Annotated in this window: 14 protein-coding genes; 9 read left to right on the forward strand and 5 right to left on the reverse strand. The window is 72.0% G+C overall.

Going from position 1 to position 13,632, the window contains the following annotated elements; translation table 11 throughout:
* The first annotated feature begins 316 nt into the window (after positions 1-316).
* Entirely contained in the window at positions 317-1,090 is a 774-nt protein-coding gene (locus BMX74_RS27420; RefSeq protein WP_177227532.1) for an NAD(P)H-binding protein, read from the forward strand.
* Positions 1,091-1,126: 36 nt separating this feature from the next.
* On the opposite strand, the gene BMX74_RS27425 is transcribed toward BMX74_RS27420, so the two are convergent.
* From BMX74_RS27425 to BMX74_RS27435, 3 genes are all read right to left on the reverse strand, one after another.
* Complete coding sequence (locus BMX74_RS27425; RefSeq protein ID WP_218154078.1) at positions 1,127-2,053, reverse strand: DUF5829 family protein; 927 nt, start codon at positions 2,051-2,053, stop codon at positions 1,127-1,129.
* Positions 2,054-2,368: 315 nt separating this feature from the next.
* Positions 2,369-3,460 carry a M20 family metallopeptidase gene (locus tag BMX74_RS27430; RefSeq protein WP_055504911.1) on the reverse strand — a complete coding sequence of 364 codons (1,092 nt, stop codon included), beginning with the start codon at positions 3,458-3,460 and terminating at the stop codon, positions 2,369-2,371.
* A complete protein-coding gene (locus BMX74_RS27435) occupies positions 3,457-4,506 on the reverse strand; it encodes a LacI family DNA-binding transcriptional regulator (protein ID WP_091103606.1) in 1,050 nt (349 codons plus the stop codon). The genes BMX74_RS27430 and BMX74_RS27435 overlap by 4 nt, the downstream gene beginning before the upstream one ends.
* Before the next feature lie 204 nt (positions 4,507-4,710).
* Here BMX74_RS27435 and BMX74_RS27440 point away from each other — a divergent pair, with 204 nt between their 5' ends.
* From BMX74_RS27440 to BMX74_RS27470, 7 genes are all read left to right on the forward strand, one after another.
* Positions 4,711-5,682 (forward strand): substrate-binding domain-containing protein, encoded by a 972-nt coding sequence (locus tag BMX74_RS27440; RefSeq protein ID WP_082535160.1) that lies wholly within the window; start codon positions 4,711-4,713, stop codon positions 5,680-5,682.
* A gap of 17 nt (positions 5,683-5,699) precedes the next feature.
* Entirely contained in the window at positions 5,700-6,479 is a 780-nt protein-coding gene (locus BMX74_RS27445) for an ATP-binding cassette domain-containing protein (RefSeq protein WP_055504908.1), read from the forward strand.
* Positions 6,476-7,477: an ABC transporter permease gene (locus BMX74_RS27450; RefSeq protein ID WP_091103608.1), complete on the forward strand. Its 1,002-nt coding sequence runs from the start codon at positions 6,476-6,478 to the stop codon at positions 7,475-7,477. Before BMX74_RS27445 ends, BMX74_RS27450 begins: the two co-directional genes overlap by 4 nt.
* On the forward strand, positions 7,474-8,532 hold the full coding sequence (locus tag BMX74_RS27455; RefSeq protein WP_055504906.1) for a phosphotriesterase family protein: 1,059 nt from the start codon (positions 7,474-7,476) through the stop codon (positions 8,530-8,532). Before BMX74_RS27450 ends, BMX74_RS27455 begins: the two co-directional genes overlap by 4 nt.
* A 30-nt stretch (positions 8,533-8,562) precedes the next feature.
* Entirely contained in the window at positions 8,563-9,315 is a 753-nt protein-coding gene (locus tag BMX74_RS27460; protein ID WP_055504905.1) for a glutamine amidotransferase, read from the forward strand.
* A 1-nt stretch (position 9,316) separates the two neighbouring features.
* Positions 9,317-10,258: a nucleoside hydrolase gene (locus tag BMX74_RS27465; RefSeq protein WP_091103609.1), complete on the forward strand. Its 942-nt coding sequence runs from the start codon at positions 9,317-9,319 to the stop codon at positions 10,256-10,258.
* 202 nt (positions 10,259-10,460) lie between these two features.
* Positions 10,461-11,183 carry a VOC family protein gene (locus BMX74_RS27470; protein WP_091103611.1) on the forward strand — a complete coding sequence of 241 codons (723 nt, stop codon included), beginning with the start codon at positions 10,461-10,463 and terminating at the stop codon, positions 11,181-11,183.
* Here the strand turns inward: BMX74_RS27470 and BMX74_RS27475 are convergent.
* Positions 11,180-11,752, reverse strand: a complete 573-nt coding sequence (locus BMX74_RS27475; protein ID WP_091103612.1) for a hypothetical protein — start codon at positions 11,750-11,752, stop codon at positions 11,180-11,182. The genes BMX74_RS27470 and BMX74_RS27475 overlap by 4 nt on opposite strands.
* Before the next feature lie 202 nt (positions 11,753-11,954).
* Positions 11,955-12,851, reverse strand: coding sequence for an aminoglycoside phosphotransferase family protein (locus BMX74_RS27480; RefSeq protein ID WP_091103782.1), 897 nt, complete (start codon positions 12,849-12,851; stop codon positions 11,955-11,957).
* 115 nt (positions 12,852-12,966) lie between these two features.
* On the opposite strand from BMX74_RS27480, the gene BMX74_RS27485 reads away from it, so the two are divergent.
* Complete coding sequence (locus BMX74_RS27485; RefSeq protein ID WP_091103614.1) at positions 12,967-13,620, forward strand: hypothetical protein; 654 nt, start codon at positions 12,967-12,969, stop codon at positions 13,618-13,620.
* Positions 13,621-13,632 lie beyond the last annotated feature (12 nt).

The following is a 13,632-nucleotide window of genomic DNA, read 5'->3' on the forward strand; positions in this document are numbered from 1 at the left end:
ATCAAAGCTCGTGCCCGGCCGGCGCGGGAGTGGGAGCATCTGCGTCGTGTCCACGCGTCCCCGCCGCCGTGAAGGGAGTCCCGCCGTGATCGCCAGGGCCACTCAGGGGGCTCACGTGATCGCCAGGGCCGCTCAGAGGGCTCACGTGATCGTCACGGCCGCTCGCCCCCTGCTGGCCGGCCTGCTCGTGGTCGCCGCCGCCACCGCCTGCGACTCCGCCGGGGCGTTGGCCTGACCCGCCGACGGCGGAAACCGGTGGCGCGGCACCGGACGCCAACGGTTCACTGGAGCGACCGATCACCCCCAGGAGCCCCCAATGATCGCAATCTCGGCCGCTTCCGGAGCGCTCGGCCGCCTCGTCATCAGCAATCTGCGCACGCGGGCGGACGTGACGGCCGTCGTACGCGATCCCGAACGGGCCCCGGACGGCGTACCGGCGCGGCGCGGCGACTACGACGACCCGGCGAGCCTGCGTGAGGCCTTCGACGGGGCCGACCGCCTCCTGCTGATCTCCTCCCCGGAGCTCGATCCCGCCCGCAGGATCCGGCAGCACCTGGCCGCGGTCGCCGCCGCCGAGGAGGTCGGCGTCGGGGCCGTCGTCTTCACCAGCTTCCTGGGAGCGGGCACCGCCGCCACCGGCATGACCGAGGCGTACCACGCCACCGAACAGGCCATCCTCGACAGCGGCCTGCCGTACACGATGCTGCGCCACCCCTTCTACAGCGACGCGTTCGTCCCGCGGATCTCCGACGGGGAGATCACCGGCAGCACCGGGGGCAGGGGGCTGAACACGGCGTTCCGTTCCGACCTGGCCGAGGCGGCGGCGAACGTCCTGACGGACGAGGGGCACCTGGGCCGCGCGTACGACTTCACCGGGCCGCTGTGGACCCACCCCGAGGTGGCCGAGGCGGCGGGAGTGCGCTACCGCGAGGTGCCGGACGACGGCCCCGGCCCGATGAGCTGGATCTCCGCCCAGGTGCGCGCTGGCGCGCTGGAACTGCAGACCCCCGACCTGGAGCGCGTGCTCGGCAGGCCCGCGAGGACGGTCGTCTCCGAGGTCCTGGGCCGCCCTTCGCCGCAGCCCCGCTGACGTCGGCGGCCCCAGGACCCCGGCCGCCCGGGACCGCTACCGGACGGGCGCGTCGAAGGACCACACGGCGTGAGCCCCCGGGCCGACGACGAGGGTCGAGCGGCCGATCCGCTCCTCGTGCCGGTACGCCACAGGACGGTTCAGCGCGAAACGGACCTGCTTCAGACCGGCCTGCTCGCGCGGGACGGAATCCAGCCGGATCCGGGTGCCGCCGCCCGCCGCCACGACGCCGCCGCCCGGAAGCGACTGGACGGCGAACCCGCCCGCGCGCAGCAGCGGCAGCGCGTTGGCGAGGTCACGCGCGGGCACGCCGAAGCGGACGGCGGTCACGTCCCGCATCAGGTGGTCGCGGTAGTCGTCGGGGAGGTAGCGCTCCCGGCCGACGTCACCGGGGAAGCTCTCCGGCTCGGTCTTGCTGCGCGGGTCGGCGAAATACTCCGGCAGGTACTCCATCGCCCACGGGTCGAAGGCGTCGTACTGGGCGCCGCTGGCGCGGACCGTGTCGAACCACGGCACCTTGACGCCGTCGCCGAAGTCGCGCGTCTGCCGGTACGGGAACGGCTCGGCGACCCCCAGGGCCTTCAGCCGCTCCGTCACCGTCGCCAGGTCGCCGGCCCGCTCGGTCGAGACGCCCATCCCGGCGGAGCCGAACTCGCCGTCCTGACCGGGCAGGTCGCCGGTCCCGAACAGTTCGAGGTACGTCTCCCTGCCCTTCAGGTACCGGCCGGTCCAGGTCATCCCGCCACCGGTCGTGGTGCGGACCTCGAAGTTGGCGAACGTCCGCAGGTACTCGGAGTGCTCGACCGCGTCGGCGGTCTCCCGGTCGAGGACGCTGTAGGCGTGGTTGTAGAACAGCAGCTGCCGCTCGGGCTGCGGCCCGCTCCCGTCGGCCCGCGCCGCGCTCGCGCCACCCGCCATCGCGCCTGCGATGGCGACCGTGACGGCGGCAGCGAGAACTGCCACCCTCCGTAAGGCTCGGTAAACAATCATGTCAGCGATCCTAGGAGCACAAAGATCGCGATTCCCACCGCCCCCGCAAACGGCAGCGTCCACCGTGGAGGCGCCGCTACGGCCGCCTTCTTGAAAGGCACGGTCGGAGGCGACGGCGAGGGGATCGACGTCCGGGTCGGCACGGCCGCCACCCCTGCCGTCACCGCCGCTGAAACGGAACTCCGAGGTCGAGCTCCTGTGGCGCCGCACGCCGGAGGAGATCACCGCGGTGGAACACTCCAAGAACCCCAGTCCCGGTCCGCCGTCATCATCCGCCGCCCAAGGCGGTCAGGGGGTGAGGTGTGACAGGGCAGTGGTGTAGATCTCGGTGGCTTCTTCGATGCGGGACGTCAGGCAGTACTCGTCGGTCACGTGTGCCTGCTCGGGTTCGCCCGGGCCGCAGATGACCGTCGGCACCCCGCCGCACGCCCCGGTGAGGATCGAGGCGTCGGTGAAGTAGCTGGCCGCCGGGTGGTCGCCGGGGGCGCCCGCTCCCGCCTCGACGAGAGCCTGGACGAAGGGGTCGTCCGGTTCCGTCCAGATCGCGGGGAGGTCCACGAGGACGTCGACGGCCGCCTCCGCGCCGAGCGCGGCCTGCAGCCGCTCGCGCAGCCGCGCGTGGTCCTGTCCGGCGACGGTGCGCAGGTCGACCGTGGCGGTGGCGAGGTCGGGCACGGAGTTCACGTTGATCCCGCCCTGCGCCGTGCCGACGTTCGCGGTGGACGGGCCGAGCCAGGGGTGTTCGGGCTGGCCGATGTCGAACGTCTCCACGGCGCTGATCGCGCGGGCGAGCTTGTAGATCGCGTTGTCGCCGAGGTGCGGCATGGAGCCGTGGGCGGTCGTGCCGTGCGTGGTGAGCTTGAGCCAGAGCGCGCCCTTGTGCCCGAGCAGCGCGCGGTTGGCGGTGGGCTCGGCCACCAGGAGGGCGCGCGACCTGCCCACGAGGTCCGCGGCCACCATGCCGGACGCGCCCTCGCACCCGGTCTCCTCGCCCACGGTGAAGACGACCTCAAGGGCGACCTTCGGCCCGGCGCGGCGTACGTGCCGCTCGGCGGCGACGACCAGCGCGGCGACGCCGGCCTTCATGTCGCTCGAACCGCGCCCGTACAGGCGGTCGCCGTCGATCTCGGCGCCGTGCGGTTCGTGCCGCCACGCGCGGCCGCCCAGCGGGACCGTGTCGAGGTGGCCTGTGAGCGTCACCGGCTCGCCCGTGCCCCAGCGGGCGACGAGCCCGGTGCGGCCGGCGGCGTGCTCGTGCAGCCGCACCGCGAACCCGGCGTCGGACAGCCGCCTGGCGAGCGGCTCGGCCACCGCGGCCTCGCCTCCGCCCACCGAGTCGATCCTGATCAGTTCGCGTGTCAGCTCGACTGCCTCGTTCACGCGGTCTCCCTTCCCGTGCTCCGGCCCGGTCGCTCCGGCGTCGCGCCGGCCGCCGGACGGCTGCTCTGCCGTACGACGAGGCTGGGGGCGATGGCGACGCGCTGCGCGGGCCGGGGGTCGTCGGCCTTGACCTGGCCGAGCAGGCGCACGGCCTCCGCCGCCATCTCCTCCACGGGCTGGCGCACGGTGGTGAGCGGCGGGTCGCACATCGTCGCGTGTCCCACGTCGTCGAACCCGACCACGGACACGTCGGCGGGGAACCGCAGCCCGCCGGTGCGCAGCGAGCGCAGCAGGCCCACGGCGATCTCGTCGTTCCCGCAGACGACCGCGTCGGGCAGGGGACCGCCGTCGAGCAGCCTGCGTCCGGCCTCGATGCCCCATTCGAGGGTGAACTCGCCCAGCAGCGGCGCCGCGGTCTGCACGCCGGACCGGGCCACCGCGCGTTCGAACCCGCCCAGCCGCAGGCGGGCGGAGGAGTTCATCAGCCGGCTGCCCACGAAGACCACGGACCGCGCCCCGCCCGCGACCACATGATCGACCGCCTGTGACATGCCGGCCTCGTCGTCGACGCCCACCCAGTCGGCCCCGGCGCTCGCGATGTGGCGGTCGAGCTGCACGAGGGGCACCCGGCGGGCCGCGTCGAGCACCGCGGGGACGCTGGCCTCGATGTCGCACGGGCTGATGATCAGCCCGTCGACCCTGCGGGCCAGCAGGGTCTCCAGCCGCCGCGCCTCGACCTCGGGACTGTACTGTGAGGCGCACAGCACCAGGTCGGTGCCGGTTTTCTGCAGCTCGCGCTCCACGGCTTCGACGATCGTGGTGAAGAACGGGTTGCCGATGCCGGGGACGATCATGCCGATGGTGCCCGTGGTCTGGTCGCGCAGCGCCTTGGCGACGGCGTTCGGCTGGTAGCCGAGCTCGGCGGCGGCGCGAGCCACCCGTTCGGCGATCTCAGGCGTGACCTTGCGCCGCCCTGAGAGGGCGCGGGAGGCGGAGGCCACGGAGACGCCGGCCACTCGTGCCACGTCATGAATCGTCACGCGCATCGTGTAATCGATTTCCCCTGATCTTTACCAAAGATCGACCTATCCCCGGGCTGGGACGCCTCGATCACACCGAACGATAGAGGTTCTGTGAGGAAATCGCACCTTGACGGTGCTTTTTTGTGCCGACTAGCATGCCCGAAACTCGGGTAATCGATTTCCCGATCCTCTCCCACTCCTTCCCCACCCCCCGAAAGGTCATCTCCCATGGCTCGATCCACGCGACTCACCCGCCTGGCAGCGGTGACGACGATCCTGGCCACCGGCCTGCTGGCGGCGGCCTGCGGCGGTTCAGCAGACTCCGGCGCGTCCGGCGGAGACCGGCCCCGGGTCGGACTGGTCCAGATCAACCAGCAGGCGATCTTCTTCAACGAGATGAACGCCGGCGCCCAGCAGGCGGCCAAGGAGGCGAACGTCGATCTCACGATCTTCAACGCCAACGACGACCCGGCCAAGCAGAACGAGGCCATCGACAACTTCGTCCAGCAGCAGTTCGACGCGGTCATCGTGGTCGCCATCGACGTCGAGGGCATCAAGCCCGCGGTGAAGATCGCCAAGGACGCCGGGCTGAAGGTCGTCGCCGTCGACGCCATCGTCGACTCGCCCGCCGTGGACACCCAGGTCGGCGTCGACAACGCCGCCGCCGCCAAGCAGGCGGGCGACTTCGTCAACAAGTGGTCCCAGGAGCACAAGCTGACCGCGCCGAAGATCGGCGTGGTGGGCGCGCTGAACTCCTTCATCCAGAACATCCGCAAGGACGACTTCAACAAGACCGTCGAGGCCGCCGGCGCCAAGATCGTGCAGACCGTCGACGGGCAGAACAAGCAGGAGGCCGCCATGACGGCCGCGGAGAACCTGCTCACCTCCCGCTCCGACATGAACATCGTGTACGCCACCGGCGAGCCCGCCCTGCTCGGCACGGTCGCCGCCGTGAAGTCGCAGAACGCGGCCGACCGCGTCAAGGTCTTCGGCTGGGACCTGACCAAGGAGGCCATCAGCGGCATCGACGCCGGGTTCGTCGCCGGAGTGGTCCAGCAGGACCCGAAGACCGAGGGCTACGAGGCCGTCAAGGAGGCCACGGCCCTGGCCGGCGGCGCGCAGCCGAAGAAGAAGATCGACGTGCCGGTGACCATCGTGACCAAGGACAACGTCGACCCGTACCGCGCCACCTTCAAGTGAGCGGAGAAGGGACTCGCATGACCGACCAGGAGGCGGGTCGCGTGGATCGGGTGGTCATGCGCGACATCCGCAAGCGCTACGGGATGGTCGACGCGCTGCGCGGCGTGACGCTGCGCGTCGGCCCCGGCGAGGTGGTGGGGCTCGTCGGCGACAACGCCGCCGGCAAGTCCACCCTCATGAAGGTGCTGGCCGGCGCCGTCGTGCCGGACTCCGGCGAGATCGTCTTTGACGGCCGCACGGTCTCCTTCGCCAACCCGAAGGACGCCCGCGAACTCGGCATCGAGATGGTCTACCAGGACCTCGCGCTCTGCGACGACATCGACGTGGCGGGGAACCTGTTCCTCGGCAGGGAGCCGCGCAAGGCCGGCGGCATGCTGCTCGACGTCCGCAAGATGCACGCGGACGCGCGGCGCCACCTCGACGCGCTGAACATCCGGATCCCGCTCACCGACATCCCGGTCGGCGGGCTGTCCGGCGGCCAGCGCCAGGCGGTCGCCATCGCCCGCGCGGTTACCTTCGGGCCCAAACTGCTCATCCTCGACGAGCCGACGGCCGCGCTCGCCGTCGCCGAGGTCGAGACCGTCCTCGAACTGATCAAGACCGTCTCCGCCCAGGGCGTCTCGGTCATCCTCATCACGCACCGCCTGCAGGACCTCTTCCGGGTCTGCGACCGGCTGTGCGTCATGTACGAGGGCACGCTCAGGGCCGACCTGGACGCCCGGAGCACCAGCCTCGAACGGCTCGTGTCCGAGATCGTCGCGCACGACGCGGAAGAGAAGGAAGGGGGACGACGGTGACCGTCACCAGCCAGCGGGTCGTCACCACCAGGTCGGCCCGGGCCAACGCGCACATCGGCCGGCACGCCCAGACGATCGCGATCGCGGTCGTGCTGGTGGCGCTGTTGATCTTCTTCGCCTTCTCGGCCGACCGGTTCGCCACGGCGGGCAACCTGCTCAACCTGATGCGGCAGATCGCCCCCACGCTGATCGTCGCGACCGCGATGACCTTCGTCATCAGCACCTCCGGCATCGACCTGTCCGTGGGCTCCACGGTCGCGCTGTCGGGGTCGCTGCTCGCGATCGTGCTGCAACACGGATGGAACCCCACGGTCGCCCTGCTCGCGATCCTCGTGCTCGGCGCGCTGATCGGGTTCGTGAACGGGTGGTTCTCCTCCTACCAGAACATCCCGCCGTTCATCGTCACGCTCGCGATGCTGTCGATCATGCGCGGCACGGCGCTGCGCGCCACCGAGGGCTACTCGACCCCCATCGACGGCGACCTCTGGATCGTCCAGATCGGCCAGGGCCGCATCGCCGGGGTGCCCGTCCCTGCCATCCTCGCCGTGCTCGTCGCGCTCGTCGGCTGGCTCGTCCTCACCCGGACGCCGTTCGGCCGCTACGTCATCGGCCTCGGCTCCAACGGCGAGTCGCTGCGCCGTACCGGTGTGAACACGCGGAAGGTCGGGCTGACCGTCTACGTGCTCACCGGCCTGGCGGCGGCGGTGGCGGGCGTGCTGATCGCCACCCGCCTCAGCTCCGGCTCGTCCAACGCGGGCTCCGGCTTCGAGCTGGAGGTCATCACGGCCGTCGTGCTCGGCGGCACCAGCCTCTTCGGCGGCCGGGCCAGCATGCTCGGAACGATCCTCGGCGCCCTCACGCTCGGCGTGATCGCCAACGGCCTGGTGCTGCTGCACGTCTCGCCGTTCTACGTGCAGATCGTCCAGGGCGGCATCCTGCTGCTGGCCATCTTCTCCAACAGCAAGGTGTGGGCGAAGTTCGGGGCGATACGGAAATGACCTCCCCCGCCCAGCTCACGGCTGTGACGACCGTGCTCGGCCCGGTGTCCGCCGACGACCTCGGGATCACGCTCTGCCACGAGCACCTGCGCAACGACGGCGCCCTCGCCTGGCACGCCCCGGCGGAGGGCGACGCCGAGGGCGACCTGATCGCCCGTCACCCCGTGCGGATCGAGTTCCTCGGCAGGCTCCGGCAGGACCCGTACCTCTCGCGGGACAACGTGTCGCTGGACGACACGCCGACCGCGATCGAGGAGGTGCGCAGGTTCGCCGACCACGGCGGGCGCACCCTGCTGGAGGTGACCCCCGACGGGATCGGGCGCGCGCCCGCCGAGCTGGCCGCCATCGCCCGCGCCACCGGGCTGAACATCGTCATGGGCTCCGGCTTCTACCTGGAGCGGACCCACCCCGCCCGGGTCCGCTCGATGACCGCGGCGGACGTCGCCGACGAGATCGAGCGCGACCTGACCGAGGGCGTGGACGGCGTGCGGGCCGGGGTGATCGGCGAGATCGGCGTCTCGCCGGACTTCACGTCCGAGGAGGAGAAGGTGCTGCGCGGCGCCGCCCGGGCGCAGGCCCGCACCGGCGTGCCGCTCTCGGTCCACCTCCCCGGCTGGGTACGGCACGGCCACCGCGTGCTCGACGTCGTCGCCGAGGAGGGCGGCCGGCTCGACGGCACCGTGCTCTCGCACCTCAACCCCAGCGGCGCCGACCGCGACTACCAGGTGTCCCTCGCCCTGCGCGGCGCCTACCTCGGCTACGACATGTGCGGCATGGACTACCTCTACCCGGGCGAGGGCCAGTCGCCGTGCGACGAGGACAACGCCGCCGCCGTGGCCTGGCTCGTCCGCGCCGGGCTGGGGCACAAGGTCCTGCTCTCCCAGGACGTGTTCCTGAAGACCATGCTCGTCCGGTACGGCGGGACCGGCTACGCCCACATCCTGACCGGATTCGTCCCACGCCTGCACCGGCACGGGCTGACCGCCGACGACACCGCTCGGCTGCTCACGGGAAACCCTCGCGAGCTCTTCCTCGCCGCCGCGCGCGGCCACTGATCGCATACGAAAGAGAAGGAGACGATTTCCATGACCCGCGTGCTGGTCGCCGGCGAATCGTGGATCAGCGTGTCGACCCACTACAAGGGCTTCGACGCGTTCACCTCGACCACCTACCACACCGGAATCGCACCGCTGCGGGACGTCCTGGTGGCCGACGGCATCGAGGTCGACCACCTGCCCGCGCACGACGTGCCCGCGCTGTTCCCCGGCACGCCCGAGGCGCTGGCCGCCTACGACGTGGTCGTGCTCTCCGACATCGGCGCCAACAGCATCCTGCTGCACCCCGCCACCTGGCTGTCCAGCGAGAAGTCCGCCAACCGGATCGAGCTGCTGGCCGACTGGGTGGAGCAGGGCGGCGGCCTCGCCATGGCGGGCGGCTACCTGAGCTTCCAGGGCTTCGAGGCGAAGGCCGCGTACGCCGGCACGGCGGTCGAGCGGGTGCTCCCCGCCCGCATCTCCCGCTACGACGACCGGGTCGAGACCCCGCAGGGCGTGCCCGGCCTGCTCGCCGGCGACGACGCGCACCCCATCGTGGCCGGACTCCCCGCCCAGTGGCCCGACCTGCTCGGCTACAACCGTTTCGAGCTCCCCGAGGACGCGACGCTGCTCGCGACCGTCGGCGGCGACCCCCTGCTCTCCGTCCGGCAGGCCGGGGCCGGCCGCACGCTCGCCTGGGCCTCCGACATCGCCCCGCACTGGTGCCCGGACGAGTTCGTCGCCTGGGACGGCTACCGCACCCTCTTCACCCGGGCCGTCCGCTGGCTCGCGAAGGAGATCTGACGTGCCGACCCCGGTGATCCTCGACTGCGACCCCGGCCACGACGACGCCATGGCCATCCTGCTCGCGGTGGCTCACCCGGCGATCGAGCTGCGCGCCGTCACGACCGTCGCCGGGAACCAGACGGTGGAGAAGACCGCGCTCAACGCCCGCCGGATGCTGAGCCTGGCGGGCGTCACCGGGGTGCCGGTCGCCGCGGGCTGCGACCGGCCGCTCACGGCGCCGCTGGAGATCGGCGACTACGTGCACGGCGAGAGCGGCCTGGACGGCCCCGCGTTCGGGGAGCCGGACGTCCCGCTCGACCCCCGCCACGGCGTGGACCTCATCCACGACACGCTGGCAGCCGCGGACGAGCCGGTGACCGTGGTGGCCATCGGGCCGCTGACGAACATCGCCACGCTGCTGCGCCGCCACCCCGGCGACCGGGAGCGGATCAGGGAAATCGTGATCATGGGCGGCTCCACCGAGCGCGGCAACCACACGCCGTACGCGGAGTTCAACATCTACGCCGACCCCGAGGCGGCGGCGGAGGTGCTCGGCAGCGGCGTGCCCACGACGTGGGTCGGGCTCAACGTCAGCCACCAGGCGCTCGTGACCGCCGACGTGCTCGCCAGGATCGAGGCGCTCGGCACCCCGCTCGCCCGCGTCTGCGTGGAACTGCTCACGTTCTTCGGCTCCACCTACCACGAGACGTGGGGATTCCCCGCCCCGCCGCTGCACGACCCGATCACGGTGGCGTACCTGATCGACCCCTCGGTCATGACGTACGAGCGGGTGGGACTGCGGATCGAGCTGGACGGCCCGCACACCCGGGGGGCGACGATCGCGGACCTCCACCACCGCATGGACTGGGAGCCCAACGCGAACGTCGGGATCAAGCTGGACCGGGAACGCTTCTGGGACCTCATGATCGGCGCGATCGAGCAACTCGGCCGACCCTCCTGACCCACGGACGCGGCGTACGGCGGCCCCCCGGGATGCCTCCGTACGCCGCGATCCCCCGCAACAGCCCCCCGGCAGCCGTCCTCGTCTGACTCGCGTTATTGAGTGGCGGCGGGGGTGGGTCGTTCTTAGGCTGCTGTGTGACGGGCAGTTCGGGGTGCCCTGGCGGCGGCTGTGGCACAGCGGATCGACGATGCGGAGCGGAATGGCCTCTCAACTCCTCGCACTCTCCTTCGACGCGAACGAGCCGCTCCACCTCGCGCGCTTCTGGGCCGGCGTCCTGGGCTGGGAGATGGCCGACGACCCGTACGGCGGCAGCGCGCTCCTCCCCAGCGACGACACCGGTTTCCGCCTCCGCTTCCCCCCGACCCGGGAGCCGAAGGCCGTCCAGAACCGGATGCACTTCGATCTGACGAGTACGTCCCTGGAGGACCAGCGGCGGACGGTCGCGAGGGCGCTCGAACTCGGCGGCCGGCACATCGACATCGGCCAGGGCCCCGACGAGGCGCATGTGGTGCTCGCGGACCCCGAGGGCAACGAGTTCTGCGTCATCGAGCCGGGCAACGGGTTCCTCGCCGAGTGCGGGTTCGTCGGGGCGCTCGCGTGCGACGGCTCGCAGGAGGTCGGGTACTTCTGGAGCGAGGCGCTGGGCTGGCCGCTGGTCTGGGACCAGGACGAGGAGACCGCGATCCGCTCGCCGCACGGCGGCCCGAAGATCACGTGGGGCGGCCCGCCCCTGATGCCGAAGCCAGGCAAGAACCGCCTGCATTTCGACCTCGCTCCCCCCGCCGGCGGTGACCAGCAGGCGGAGGTCGATCGTCTCCTCTCCCTCGGGGCGACCCGGATCGACATCGGCCAGGGCGAGGCCGGCTGGGCAGTGCTGGCCGATCCTGACGGCAACGAGTTCTGCGTGTTCCCACCCCGCTAAGGCGAGCAGTTGAGGGTGACGGTGGTCCGGGGGCGGCCTGAGGCGGGGTCCAGGGGCACGGGGAACGTCCGGCCGTCAGCCACCCGGATCTCGACCGAACCCGGCCCCGTCCACTGGACGGAGTCGAAGGCGTCATCGGGGTTGTCGTCGTTGAAGCAGCCGAGGTCCCACTCCCTGCTGAGCAGCCCGCCGTCCCTGCGGACGCTGAGCCACATCACCGTGTCCGGCCCGAGCCCCGCCTGCGACTGCTGAAGCCGGATCCGGTACGGGGCCGGTCCGTCGAGGAAGCCGGCCTCCTCGGTGGAGGCGAACGCGAGAGCGAGCAGCCCCCCGAACAGCGCGGCACCCGCGCCCAGCCCGGCGAGGACGCCGATCAGGACGCGCAGCCACCACCACGGCAGCCCGATGGCGGCCGCCCCCATCAGGAGGCAGGCCAGCGCACCGAGCGCGAAAGGATGGTTCAGATGTTCCCGCAGGACCACCAGATCGGAGTCCTGGACGTACACCAGGACGGCGAGACCGCCCGTGAGGAGCGAGGCGGCCGGCAGTACGAATGAGCGAGCAGGCATCGCGTGTCCCATCAGTGAGGCGCCGACGAGATCATGGCAGTGCCGGGGCGCCGCAGCCGCCGTGTGCACGGAATCTCGGCAGAACCCGCACAACCCCCGGAGGGTCAGCGGTGGAGGTAGGCGAGCACGCCCAGGACGCGGCGGTTGTCGTCCTCGGATTCCGTCGTCGGCGCGGCGTGGCTCTCCGCCCTTCCCGCCACCCTCAGCCGGAGCCGGTGTCGGCCAGGATGCGGTGGAGCGTGCGCCGGCCCATGCGGCTCATGACCGGGTTGGTCTCCACGTAGTACCAGACGCACCCCATCGCCTGGACGAAGGCCCACGCCTTGCCCCGCTCCCATTCGACGTCGTCGCAGTCGAGATGCAGGCGGAGCGCCCGCCGCGGCCCGGCTTCGAGTAGGTGCCAGGCGCTCACGAGGTCCAGGGCGGGGTCGGCCGGTCCGAAGCCGCCGACGTCGAGGATCCCGGCCAGCCGGCCGGCGGACACGAGCACGTTGCCGGGGATGAGGTCGCCGTGGGTCATCACGTCGCTCGCCGTGCGCGGGAGGATTCGCAGCTTCTCCCATGTCCGGCGGAGCCGGGGGACGTCCAGGAGTCGTTCGCTGCGCTTGAGACAGGTCTCCACCCAGGCGTCGTGGGCCCGGAGGTCGCCGCCCCTGCCGCCGCCGGCGAACGTGCGGCCGCGCGTGCCGATCGCGCGCAGGTCGGTGATGAGATCAGCGAGGTCGCGGGCGAACGCGGCGGACTCGCCTGGATCCTCGTCGGTGGCCACGACGCCAGGGAGCCACGTCTGCACCGACCACGGAAGCGGGTAACCCGCGCCGGGCTCTCCGAGCGCGACGGGCTCGGGTGTGGGGAACCGGGTGCGGGCTGCCAGTTCGCGTGCTGCTTCCGCTTCGGACTCCAGCTGACGCCGCGTCGGGCCGAGGTCTCCTGGGAGCAGCGGGAACCGGGCCGTGAAGCGGTGGCCGATGCGGAAGATGGCGTTGACCGTCCCCGTGGAGGCGAGGCCCGTGACGGGAAGGTGTCGCCACTCGGGGAACTGCTCAGCCACCAGGGCGCGCACGGTCTCCGGTGACACCGTCAGCTGATCGGCGTGCATCTTCACGCCGGGCAGCCTTCCCCGTCCCGGTCCGCGCCGGCAACGTGTTTTCCGGCGGCGGGGCGGCCGTCGGGTGATCCTGGACCGAGCTCGACGGCTGAGCCACGATGAGGGCATGACGCAGAAGGGACCGGCGCGGCCGCCGCGGGCGGGCGGAGGCAGGCGTCTGCGCCCGAACTGGACGGCGGTGAGCGCTCTGGCGGCTGCGGCGGCCGCCGTGGTCGCGCTGGTCGCGTACCTGATGCCGCCGAAGCCCGACGCGGGAGTCGCCAGGGACCCGACGCCGTCTCCGGTCACCCCGCGGCCCACGCCGCCGGACCCCACGCCGTCAGACCCCACGCCGTCGGACCCCACGCCGCCGGACCCCACGCCGTCGGACCCGAGCCCGTCGCCCGAACCCGCAACGCCCCGGCGCCCGGCGACAACGCCCGCTCCCGCGCCGACGCCGACGGCCCCGGATCTCTCCCCGCTGCCCAAGGTCCGGCCTCGCGGTTGCGACGAGACGACGACGGCACTGGCCGCCTACCGGCGGAACGCCGGGACCACCTCCGGCAGCCAGGCGACCGCGGCTCGCCAGACGTACCTCGACCTGATGGGCGTGGTCCTCCACGCGGACGGGGCGGTGGGCGGGACGATCAGCCGGCTGGCCGCCGAGTTCCAGGAACTGAGCTTCCGGCTGAGCGGCATGACGGGCGGCGATCCCAACCAGGTGATCGCGGACATCAACGCGGACGCCGCCGAGCTCACGAGGCTGTGCGAGGCCGGCTGACCCGGCGGACAG

This window comes from Nonomuraea pusilla (assembly GCF_900109355.1).
Lineage (GTDB): Bacteria > Actinomycetota > Actinomycetes > Streptosporangiales > Streptosporangiaceae > Nonomuraea > Nonomuraea pusilla.